The organism is Streptomyces sp. NPDC023723 (assembly GCF_040639815.1).
Taxonomy (GTDB): domain Bacteria; phylum Actinomycetota; class Actinomycetes; order Streptomycetales; family Streptomycetaceae; genus Streptomyces.
Map to the genome: position 1 here is coordinate 17461 of NZ_JBFAAP010000003.1, position 11363 is coordinate 28823.

Here is an 11363-nt window from a genome sequence, read left to right on the forward strand (position 1 = left end):
GTGCCAGCAGGCTCGGAGAAGGACAGTGTCCGTACGGTCTGTTCGTACTGCGGAGTCGGCTGCGGGATCGTGCTCGACATCGCGCGGGACCCTGTCGACGGCCGGCGCCGGGCGGCGAGAACCTCCGGGGACAAGGCGCATCCCACCAACTTCGGCCGCCTGTGCACCAAGGGGGCGACGAGCGCGGACATGATGGCCGCCCCCGGACGAGTCGGGAAAGCGCTCGTACGCGCCGAGCGGGGCGCCGAGCCGACCGAGACGGACGTGGACGAAGCCATCACGGCGGTCGCGGGCAAGCTGAAGGCGCTTTTGGACGAGCACGGGCCCGACGCCCTGTCCTTCTACGTCTCCGGACAGATGTCCCTGGAGGCGCAGTACCTGGCGAACAAGCTCGCCAAGGGCTTTGTGCGCACCAACCAGATCGAGTCCAACTCCCGCCTGTGCATGGCGTCCGCGGGCACCGGCTACAAGCTGTCGCTGGGCGCGGACGGCCCGCCCGGCTCCTACCAGGACTTCGACCACGCGGACGCCTTCTTCGTCATCGGCGCCAACATGGCCGACTGCCACCCGATCCTGTTCCTGCGCATGATGGACCGCATCAAGTCGACCGGCGCCAAACTGATCGTCGTCGACCCGCGCCGCAACGCCACCGCCGACAAGGCCGACCTCTTCCTCCAGATCAAGCCCGGCACCGACCTCGCCCTCCTCAACGGCCTGCTGCACCTGCTGGTCGCGAACGGCCACACCGACGAGGCGTTCATCGCCGAGTTCACCGAGGGCTGGGAGGCAATGCCCGCCTTCCTCACGGACTACCCGCCCGAGAAGGTCGCGGAGATCACCGGTATCCCCGAGGCGGACATCCGCCAGGCCGCGCGGTGGATCGGCGAGGCCGGCGAGTGGATGAGCTGCTGGACCATGGGCCTCAACCAGTCCACCCACGGCACCTGGAACACCAACGCCCTGGTCAACCTGCACCTCGCCACCGGCGCCCTCTGCCGACCGGGCTCCGGCCCCTTCTCCCTCACCGGCCAGCCCAACGCCATGGGCGGACGCGAGATGGGCTACATGGGCCCCGGCCTGCCCGGCCAGCGCTCCGTCCTCGTCGAGGCCGAGCGCACCTTCATCGAGAACCTGTGGAACATCCCCACCGGCTCCCTTCGCACCGAGGTCGGGCGCGGTACGGTCGAGATGTTCGAGCAGCTGGCCGCCGGTGACATCAAGGCGTGCTGGATCATCTGCACCAATCCGGTCGCCTCGGTCGCCAACCGCAAGACCGTCATCGCCGGCCTGGAGGCAGCCGAACTCGTCATCACCCAGGACGTGTTCGCCGGGACCGAGTCCAACGCGTACGCCGATGTCGTCCTGCCCGCCACGCTGTGGGCGGAGTCCGACGGCATCATGATCAACTCCGAGCGGAACCTCACCCTCGTACAGGGCGTCGTCGACCCGCCCGGACAGGCGCTGCCCGACTGGCAGCTGATCGCCCGGGTGGCCTGCGCGATGGGCTTCGCGGACGGGTTCACTTACGCCTCCGCCGAGGAGGTGTTCGAGGAACTCAAGCAGGCGTGGAACCCGAAGACCGGCTGGGACCTGCGCGGCGTGAGCTACGAGCGGCTGCGCACCACGCCCGTCCAGTGGCCGGTACCGTCCGCCGACGGCCCGGACCGCAACCCGATCCGCTACCTCAACGACGGCGTCAGCCAGACCCTCCTGGAACTTGAGGACGGTACCCGCCCCCGCCTGGCTTTCCCGACCGCGAGCGGACGCGCCCAGTTCTTCGGCCGCCCGCACCTGCCGGCGGCCGAGCTCCCCGACGACGACTACCCGTTCGTCCTCAACACCGGCCGCCTACAGCACCAGTGGCACACGCTGACCAAGACCGGCAAGGTCGCCAAACTCAACAAGCTCAACCCCGGCCCGTTCGTGGAAATCCACCCCGAGGACGCCAAGACTCTGGGCATCGTCGAGGGCGATCACCTGGAGGTCGCCTCCCGCCGCGGCCGGGCCGTACTGCCCGTCGTGGTCACCGACCGGGTCCGGCCGGGCGACTGCTTCGCCCCCTTCCACTGGAACGACCTGTTCGGCGAATACCTCAGCATCAACGCCGTCACCAACGACGCCGTCGACCCGATCTCCTTCCAGCCCGAGTTCAAGGTCTGCGCCGTCACCCTCGCCAAGACGGCCGCGCCCGTACCGGCGACCCGCCCGAGCACCCAGCCGCAGACCGCACCCGTGAATCCCGCCGCCGTGCCCGCACTGGCCGGAGCAACCTCCGCCGAAGCCCCCGTCAACGCGCTCGCCGCACTGTTCGGCATCACCGACCTCGCCACCGCGCCGCTGGCCGAGCCGGAGCGCCGCTACCTGTCCGGCTTCCTCTCCGGTCTCGCCGCGACCCCGTCCGACGGACGCGTCCCCGTCCTGCCTCCGGGCGCGCCCTTCGACCCGGGGCGCGCCCTGTGGGTCGACGGCGTCCTCGCCGGCATGTTCTCCCGCACCGCCGCACCCACCGCCAACGCGCCCGCCCTCGTGCCCGCGCAGGCCGGCGCCCCGGCCGGCCCGGCCGTACCGACCCGCCGCCTGGTCATCCTGTGGGCCTCCCAGACCGGCAACGCCGAGCAGTTCGCCGCCGACGCGGTCGCCCACCTCACCCACGCGGCAGGCCGCACCCCCGAACTGCTGTCCATGGCGGACGCGTCCCCGGCACAGCTGACCTCCGACGCCGACGTACTCCTCGTCACCAGCACCTTCGGCGACGGCGACGCCCCCGACAACGGAGCCGACTTCTGGCAGACACTGTCTGCCCCGGGCGCTGCGCTGCCGGAGGGAATTCGGTACGCGGTCCTCGCGTTCGGCGACTCCAACTACGACGACTTCTGCGGCCACGGCCGCCGCCTCGACGAACGCTTCAGCGCCCTCGGCGCCACCCGCCTCGTCCCCCGCACCGACTGCGAACCCGACTTCGAGGAAACCACCGAGCGGTGGCTCAACCAGATCGTCACCGCCCTGGCCACAGCCGACGACCGGCAACCTGCGCCGGCGGGTGCGGCCGAGACCGCGGCCCCCGAAAACGCCGTCGCCCCCACCCCTGCCGTCACCGCCCCACTCCCGGCTCCCACACCGGCGGGCTTCACGAAGGCATCACCGTTCGCCACCCTCCTCGTCGGCAACAGGCTGCTGAGCCTGCCCGGCTCCCAGAAGGAGGTCCGACAGTTCGCCTTCGACACCCGCGACGGCGAACTCGCCTACGACGCCGGTGACGCCCTCGGCATCTGGCCGGCCAACGGCGCCCCGCTCGTCGCCGAATGGCTCGCCCTCACCGGACTCGACCCCGACGAGCCCACCGACCTCGGCGACGGCGCGCCCCTGCCCCTCGAAGAAGCCCTGCGCACCCGGCTCGACATCGCCCGCATCAGCACCGATCTGCTCAAGTTCACCGCGGACCGCACCGGCAGCCACGACCTTAAGCGCCTCCTGCGCACGGACAACAAGGACGCCCTCGCGAAGTGGAGCTGGGGCCGCCAGGCCGCCGACGTCATCGCCGAATTCCCCGTCCGCGCCTCGGCGTCGGAGTGGACCGGAGTCCTCAAGCGTCTCCAGCCCCGCCTGTACTCCATCTCCTCCAGCCCGCTCGCCCACCCCGACGAAGTCCGCCTCACCGTCTCCGTCGTCCGCTACACCAACGAACTGGGTCGCGACCGCAAGGGCGTGTGCTCCACCTACCTCGCCGACCACTCCGACGACGGCCCGGTCCAGGTCTTCGTCCAGCGCTCGCCACACTTCCGCCCACCCGCCGACCCCGCCACCCCCATGATCATGGTCGGCCCCGGGACCGGCGTGGCCCCCTTCGTCGGCTTCCTCGAAGACCGCCAAGCCCGCGGCCACACCGGCCCCAACTGGCTCTTCTTCGGCGAACAACGCCAGTCCACCGACTTCTACTACCGCCAGGACCTGGAGGCATACCAGGCATCCGGCCACCTCGACCGCCTCGACCTCGCCTTCTCCCGCGACCAGCGCAACAAGATCTACGTCCAGGACCGGATGCGTGAACACGGCCCCCGCCTGTGGCAGTGGCTCCAGGACGGCGCCCACTTCTACGTCTGCGGCGACGCAGGCCGCATGGCCAAAGACGTCGACCAAGCCCTCAAGGACATCGCCGCCACCCACGGCAGCATGAACACCGACGAAGCCGCCGCGTACGTCAGGCGCCTGGCCTCGGACAAACGCTACGTCCGCGACGTGTACTGATCACCGCACACCCGGATACCGCGCGTCGTCGCGATCTCGCGCTGGACCGCGCTGACGGCAATTCCCCACCTGGTACTGGAGGGCTTGGACCAGGAGTCTGTACTGCTGTCCAAGCCCCTGGCTCTATAACGCGGGCTTGCACGGGCAGCGGGGCGGGTGACTGGTCCGCCCTCCCGCCAGGACAGACAGCGCGGCGACTCCGATCGGACGGCGTGCCCTTAGCGTGCCCGTAAGACCGGTCAACCACGGTCAACAGCGGTGCGATCCTGCACCGCCGGGCGCCACGCCAGGAAATATATGCCCAGATCAGAAGCCATTCGGCCACGCAAGCGCCGTCGCTTCCCAAGCTGAGAGCGCGAGTTCGATTCTCGTCACCCGCTCCATGACGAAGGCCCAGGTCATCGACCCGGGCCTGTTTGCTGTCTACGGTTGTCAGTCGTCGCGTGCCAGATCTGTGCCAGAAGGCTCGGCGGGCGGTCCGCCGGTCGCCGCAGCTCTCGCTTTCCGGACGGTGGCGGCGCGTGGGAGTCGGTACGCTGAGCGCAGCGGGATCGGGCCCGCCGCACAGTGTCCGGGAGGCGTGTCATGACTGCCGAGATGGTGGCCCCGGCGTGGATGCACCAGCAGATCACGGCCGCGGAGTACGAGTCGTGGTCCGAGGAGCAGTGCGCCGGCATCGAGATCGTGGACGGAATGGTCGTCGTGAGCCCTAGCGCCTCCAAGCGTCACAATCGGCTGGCCCGGCTCCTGGCGAACGCCCTGGACGCCGCAGCCGGCCCCGACTGGAACGCCGACACGGATTTCGACGTTCGACTTCAGGACGTCCCGCTGACCAATCGCCGCCCCGACGTCATCGTCTACCGTGCGGACACGATCGACATCACGCCCACCCGTCCGGAGCACGTACTGCTCGTGGCCGAGGTGGTGTCGCCGGGCTCGGAGACCACCGACCGGATCGTGAAGGTGGACCAGTACGCCAAGGCCGGGATCGGCTTCTACTGGCGGATCGAGCAGGCCGCGACGGGCACACCGCTGGTGTATACGTACCTGCTCGATCCCGCGACGAGGGTGTACCGCGAAGGGGACGTGTTCGCCGGCACCCTGAAGATCACCGCCCCCTTCGCAGCGGAGATCGATCTCGGCCAGATCTGAACCGGTCGCAGGGCAGACGGAGGGGCTGCTCAGCCTGTAGCGGTACGCCCAGCAGACTCCTGCGGACCATGAGCAAACGCAACCGAGGCTCCCTGAGGTGAGCAGAGTCCCGGAGTGCCCTTCGGAGCGGACAACTACGGTCAACAGGAGCACGTACCGACGACGCACACCATCATTGTTGAGCGCGTATCCGCAGGTCAGCGTGAAGGCCATCACCCAAGCGCCGTCGCTTCCCAAGCTGAGAGCGCGAGTTCGACTCTCGTCACCCGCTCCATGATGAAGGCCCAGGTCATTGACCTGGACCTTGCTTGCTGTCTAGACCAATTTGGCGGCCGCGTGCCCTGAGCTTGACTCTGTCGGGGATCTTGGAGATGCCGGTCAGGTTCCCAGGGTTCGCCAGGACTTCGGCCGGGGTATCTCGCGCTGGTCAAGGTAGTGCTGGAAGGCAGTCGGTCGGCGGGACGTGGGTGCTTCTTCGGTCGGTGGCAGGTAGCGGCAGCGCCGCGTGCCGTGTCCGTGGGTGAACTCACCGGGCCATGATCAGCGGGGCCGCGGTGGGCGAGGAGGTCGGGTAGGGGCCGTGCCAGCCCGCACTGACCTGCCCCTGGGGGCACGTGACCTGCTGACGGTCGTAGTCGATGTGGAAGTCGTCCCGGGCGAAGCCCTCGTTCTGCCGGTGTTGGCGGGTGGGGTTGCTCCGCAGTGGTCCGGAGACGGTGACCTGGTGTTCGCGGGCGGCTTGTTCCAGGTGGGGGATGTGGCCGTGCCGTGCGTAGCGGGCCGAGGTGTCGTAGGGCGAGACGGCTGCCCGGGACGAGGGCGGCAGCCCGGCTCCGCCTTCCTTCCCGGCGGTGCGCCAGCGCAGCCGGCCTGCCTGGACGCGAGGGCCCCACGTGCGGCCCGTTCCGTGCCGGTAGAGGTGTTCCAGTAGCCGGACGGCATCGTTGCCGGTGGCCAGGATCCTGGTCGTGGGCTTGGTGGGGTTCTTGCCCAGGCGGACCGGCCGGCCGTAGCGGCGGCCCCACTCCTCATCGGCCAGTTCGTCCAGCGGGTGAGGGGACATTCCGGCGACTTCTTCGAGTGCGGCGCGGACCGCCTCGGTGACCAGCTCCAGGCGGGTCGGGTTGCGCACCGCGGCCAGGACGTGGGTGGAGTCGGTGCGCTGCGTGGTGTGCTCGCGGACCAGGCCGGCCTCCTTGAGGCGGGCCAGCGCGAGGTCGAGGAGGCGGTCAGCACGGTCGCCTTCGGCGAGACGGTCGCGGAAGCCGGCCAGCACGCTGTGGTGGAACCCGGGATCGTCCAGTTCCATCGCCATGGCGTACCTGAAGTCGATGCGACAGCGGACCGCCTCAGCGGCCTGCCGGTCCGACAGGCCGAGCAGAAACTGCAGCACACAGACGGTGGCCTGTTGAGCAGGCGAGAGCCCCGGGCGCCCATCCCGCGGGTACCAGTCGGCAAAGTCCTCGTCGCACCACAGCCCGTCGAGGCGATCGCGTACCCATATCGCCGTCGTACCGCCCGGGTTGCTCGCCCGCGCGATCTGCGCGGTCAGAGCAGGGACTTGGGGCACCTCGGCAACTGCTTCGGTCGGCGGAACCATCCGAGCATGCCCGTTGATCACGCTGCCGCACCAAGGAACTCCAAGATCCCCGACGGAGTCAAGCTAAGTGGTCGTGTTCGTAGTCGATCGGGCTCTTCCAGCCGCACACGCCGTGCAGCCGACGCGTGTTGTAGAAGTCGGTGATCCAGGTCGCGATGGCGACGACCAGGCCGGCGTCGCGGCGGGTTCCCATCGCATGGCCGAGCAGGCGGCGGGAGAACAGGTCGATGACCGTGGCCAGATGTCCGAGACCCGCCGGCCCTGCCTCACCAGCCTGATCCGGATCTTCTATTCGAGGCCTCGTTTTCCTGGCGTCCAGAACGCTTTGACCGAGATGGTGGACCGGGCCGGCCAGCCGCGGTCTTGGACCAGGTGCCGACGGGCAGCGGCGCAGGTCTTGGCTTCGCCAGCGATGTAGGCGTGGCCCGGTTCGTCCGGGAGTTGGAGGGAGCGGAGGGCCTGGAGGAGCGGGGTGGAGCGTTCGGCGCCGGCGCCGTGACGGGACAGCCAGGTGATCTGTTCGGTGTGGGGCAGGGGAAGGCGGTCGGCCTCGTCGTCGACTTCGATGACGCCGTGGGCCGGCGTGCCGGGGTTGAGGGATCGGAGCATGCCGCCGAAGGCGACTTGCGCCGTTTCCTCGCCGACGAAGAGGTGGTAGGCGGCCGGGCGGGGCACGAACTTGCCCTCGGGACCTTTGAAGTACACGTCGTCGCCGACGGCGACCTGACGGGACCAGCGGGCGCCGGGCCCGTCACCGTGGTCGAGGACGCACAGGTCGATGCTCATGTTGGCTGGGTCGTGGTGCCACACCGAGTAGGTCCGCAGCGCGTCCCGGAACCCTTCTCGCAGTGCCTGGAGGGAGAGCAGGTCACTGACGAGGACCCGGAGGTGCTGGCCGGGGGTGAAGCTCAGGGAAGCGAGGCGGGGGTCGCTGAGACGGATGCGGCGCATCCGGGCTGCGACCGGTTCTACCTCGGTGACGGCGGATCGGACGAACAACCGGCCGGCAAGCCGATCGCCGAGAGTGCCGGGGTTGGTGGCGGATGTGCCCATGGATACTCCGATCATTGACATCTAGTGGCTGGCGCGGGTGCGGTAGAGGTGGACGGCGGCGGCGGCGAAGACGGCGGTGATGCCGACGGACCAGATGAGGCTGGCCGCGACGGGGTGCTGCATGGTCCAGGCGCTGGACGTGGCGGCGGGGTCGGGGTTGCCGAAGAGGTGGCGGCTGGCGGCGGCAAGGACGCTGACGGGGTTCCAGTAGGCGAAGGCTTGGAGCCAGCCGGCCAGGTGGTTCACCGGGATGAGGGCGGTGGAGACCATGCCGAGGAGGAACAGCAGCAGGAGGCGGGTCTGATCCGCGCCTTCGACGTTGCGGATGACCAGGCCGAGGCAGAGCATGAGCCAGTCGATGGCGTAGGCGAAGAGGAGCACGAGGGCGAAGGCGGCGATGGTGTCTCCAACGCCGTGGTGAGGACGCCACCCGATGATCACGCCGGTGACGGCGACCACGGCGATGGCCAGGGCCGAGGTGGCGAGGTCGGCGATGCTGCGGCCGAGCAGGACCCCGGCGCGCGACATGGGCAGGGACCGGAACCGGTCGATGATGCCTTCGCCCATGTCGGCGGCGATGGCCACCGCGCTGCCGCCGGCGGCGTTGACCATGGTGAAGCCGAGCATGCCGGGGATGAGGTAGGAGTGGAACTGGTCGGTCGTGGTGTGAGCGCTCCCGGTGGCGAGGCTGATGGCGGGGCCGATCACATAGCCGAAGAGCAGGATGAACATGATGGGCATGACCGTCACGTCGAGCAGGGACTCGGGTTCGCGCAGCGTCTTGGAGATGTTGCGCCGGGCGATGACGGCGGTGTCGACCAGCAGGCGGCGGGTTCCGCTGCGCCGGCGGGGTTCGCCCAGGACCGGAGACGGGACGGAGAGGGTCGGGGCGGAGGTCATGCCGACGCCTTTCGGGAAGCCGGCGGAGTGGCGGTGCCGGTTGCGGGTCCGGTGGTGGCGGCGTGGCCGGTGAGGATCAAGAAGACCTGGTCGAGGCTGGGCTGTTGTGCGCTGAGCAGGTCGACGTGGATGCCCGCCCCTGACAATGCGCTGATCAGGTCGCTGGCGATGTGTGCCCGCTCGCCGGCCAGCAGCCGGAGCCGGCGGCCGTCGGTGTCGACCTGGATGGGGCGGGTGGCGAACCCGGTCGCCTTGAGCAGGTCGGCGGCGGCGGACAGGTCGCTGTCGGTGGCGATGGTGACCACCAGTTCGGTGGCTCCGACCGCCGTTTTGAGCTCGCTCGGCGTGCCCTCGGCGACGACCCGGCCGTGGTCGATCACCGCGATCTTGTGGGCCAGATGGTCGGCCTCTTCGAGGTATTGGGTGGTGAGCAGCACGGTCGTCCCCTGGGCGACGACATCGGTCACCGTCTCCCACAGTCCGAGGCGGCTGGCGGGGTCGAGACCAGTGGTGGGTTCGTCGAGGAACAGTACCCGTGGGGTGGTGACCAGGCTGGCGGCCAGGTCGAGGCGCCGTCGCATTCCGCCCGAGTAGTTGCCCGCGGCCCGATCGGCCGCGTCGTCCAGATCGAAGCGGTGGAGCAGGTCGGCGGCTCGGGTCTTGGCCTGGCGGTGGGAGAGGCCGCTGAGCCGGCCGAGCATGACCAGGTTGGCGCGCCCGCTCTGGAACCCGTCGATCGAGGCGTACTGGCCGGTCAGGCCGATCACCTCCCGAACCCGTTCCGGCTGGGCCAGAGCGTCGTGGCCGGCGATGCGCACCTGGCCGGCGTCGGGGCGGACCAGCGTGGCCAGCACCCGCACCGCGGTCGTCTTGCCCGCACCGTTCGGGCCGAGAAGCCCGTACACGCTGCCCGTCGGCACCACCAGGTCCAGCCCGTCGAGGGCGACGGTCGACCCGAATCGCTTGACCAGTCCCCTGGCTTCGATGATCGGCCCATCTGTGCTCACTACAGCGGCTCCCTCTCGCTACGATTCGACGCGCAATCCGATCGACAAGCATTTGCTAGCCGTTCGGCAAGCTAGCACTAGCCGATCGACTAGGCAAGAAGAAGATGGTGACATACTGTGACCGTGACTTCGACCAAAGCGGCGGCGACCCCGGCTTCGACGCGGGAGCGGGTCGTCGAGGCCGCCATCGACCTCTTCGCCCGCCAGGGCTACGGGGGCACCTCGCTGCGCCACATCGCCGAGGCCCTCGGGATCACCAAGGCCGCCGTTTACCACCACTTCCACACCAAGGACGACATCGCCCGCGTTGTCGTCGGCCGGGCCCTCGAGGCCCAGGAGGGCATGGTCGACCGCCTGCTCGTGGCCGGCACCGACCCCGCCGCATGGCAGCGGGCCCTCCCGCGGGTCATCGACATCGCCCTCGGCCAACGTCAGCTGCTCTACGCCCTCGAACGCGACGAGGACACCTACCGTGCGCTCTTCGCCGACGACCCGGCCATCGGACCCAGCCTCCAGAACGAGGGTGCCCCCCTCGCCGGGCTCCTCGCCGACCCCGGTGTCGATCCCGCCGTCCGGGTCCGTCTCGGCTGCGTCCTCGGCGCCGTGCTCGGCCCGCTCACGTTCCTCTCCGACCACTACCAAGACGTCCCCGGCGACCAGCTACGCCACCACCTCAACCAGGCCATCGCCGTGCTCCTCCAGGACCTCCCCGCCCAGACCGGCCCCAGGGCGCAACCAGGCGTGTGAGCCGAGTAATCGTCAAGACCTGTGGATCAGTTGGGCTGGATCAGGCTGCGTGAACCGTTCCGGGTCCAGTGGAGACTCGATTCTTTGAGAGGACGAGTTACGGCACGTCCCTCCCCTCATCCCGCCGCGCTGCGGCGTCATGCGGTGCGCATGGTCGCCGAGCTCCGGCGGGCGAACGAGATCCTCAAGGCGGCCTCGGCCTTCTTCGCGGCCGAGCTCGGCCGGCCACCTCCGCGCTCGTGACGTTCATCGACGAGCACCGCGACCGCTTCGGCGGTGTCGAGCCGATCTGCACCGTGCTCACCGAGCATGGCGTCAGCGTTGCCCTCCTCCGCCTACGACGCCGCGAAGAGCTGAAGCCCCTGGCTCAGGAGGTCTTCGATGCCGACTGTCGCGTCTATGGTGCCCGCGGGATCTGGCACCGACTGCGTCGGCAAGGCCACCAGGTCGCACGCCGCACGGTCGAGCGGCTGATGCGGGAACTCGGTCTCACCGGGGTCGTCCGCGGAAAGCGGGTGGTCGCCACCGTTCAGGACCGGGCAGCCGAACGGGCTTTGGACCTGATCGAGCGTGACTTCGTCGCGAACGCCCCGGACCGCACTAGCTAGGTCCTGTCGTCAATTCCCCGTCTGCCGGGCGACGCATTACACATCTGTGGG

Annotated in this window: 9 protein-coding genes; 4 read left to right on the forward strand and 5 right to left on the reverse strand. The window is 69.5% G+C overall.

Annotated features, from left to right (window positions below):
• Together AB0G32_RS05125 and AB0G32_RS05130 are read left to right on the forward strand one after the other, a co-directional pair.
• Complete coding sequence (locus AB0G32_RS05125; RefSeq protein ID WP_361158306.1) at positions 1-4245, forward strand: bifunctional nitrate reductase/sulfite reductase flavoprotein subunit alpha; 4245 nt, start codon at positions 1-3, stop codon at positions 4243-4245.
• Positions 4246-4830: 585 nt separating this feature from the next.
• Positions 4831-5397 carry a Uma2 family endonuclease gene (locus AB0G32_RS05130; protein ID WP_361158309.1) on the forward strand — a complete coding sequence of 189 codons (567 nt, stop codon included), beginning with the start codon at positions 4831-4833 and terminating at the stop codon, positions 5395-5397.
• Positions 5398-5923: 526 nt separating this feature from the next.
• On the opposite strand, the gene AB0G32_RS05135 is transcribed toward AB0G32_RS05130, so the two are convergent.
• From AB0G32_RS05135 to AB0G32_RS05155, 5 genes are all read right to left on the reverse strand, one after another.
• Entirely contained in the window at positions 5924-6790 is an 867-nt protein-coding gene (locus AB0G32_RS05135) for a transposase (RefSeq protein WP_361158312.1), read from the reverse strand.
• A gap of 265 nt (positions 6791-7055) precedes the next feature.
• Positions 7056-7190: a hypothetical protein gene (locus AB0G32_RS05140; RefSeq protein WP_361158314.1), complete on the reverse strand. Its 135-nt coding sequence runs from the start codon at positions 7188-7190 to the stop codon at positions 7056-7058.
• A 95-nt stretch (positions 7191-7285) separates the two neighbouring features.
• Positions 7286-8050, reverse strand: coding sequence for a siderophore-interacting protein (locus tag AB0G32_RS05145; RefSeq protein WP_361158317.1), 765 nt, complete (start codon positions 8048-8050; stop codon positions 7286-7288).
• A 21-nt stretch (positions 8051-8071) separates the two neighbouring features.
• Positions 8072-8950 carry an ABC transporter permease gene (locus tag AB0G32_RS05150; RefSeq protein ID WP_361158319.1) on the reverse strand — a complete coding sequence of 293 codons (879 nt, stop codon included), beginning with the start codon at positions 8948-8950 and terminating at the stop codon, positions 8072-8074.
• Entirely contained in the window at positions 8947-9957 is a 1011-nt protein-coding gene (locus tag AB0G32_RS05155; protein WP_361158321.1) for an ATP-binding cassette domain-containing protein, read from the reverse strand. Before AB0G32_RS05155 ends, AB0G32_RS05150 begins: the two co-directional genes overlap by 4 nt.
• A 123-nt stretch (positions 9958-10080) precedes the next feature.
• Here AB0G32_RS05155 and AB0G32_RS05160 point away from each other — a divergent pair, with 123 nt between their 5' ends.
• Together AB0G32_RS05160 and AB0G32_RS05165 are read left to right on the forward strand one after the other, a co-directional pair.
• Positions 10081-10704 carry a TetR/AcrR family transcriptional regulator gene (locus tag AB0G32_RS05160; RefSeq protein WP_361158324.1) on the forward strand — a complete coding sequence of 208 codons (624 nt, stop codon included), beginning with the start codon at positions 10081-10083 and terminating at the stop codon, positions 10702-10704.
• Between the two features lie 239 nt (positions 10705-10943).
• The gene (locus tag AB0G32_RS05165; RefSeq protein WP_361158326.1) at positions 10944-11312 is read left to right on the forward strand and encodes an IS3 family transposase; all 369 of its coding nucleotides are present in this window, start codon (positions 10944-10946) and stop codon (positions 11310-11312) included.
• Positions 11313-11363 lie beyond the last annotated feature (51 nt).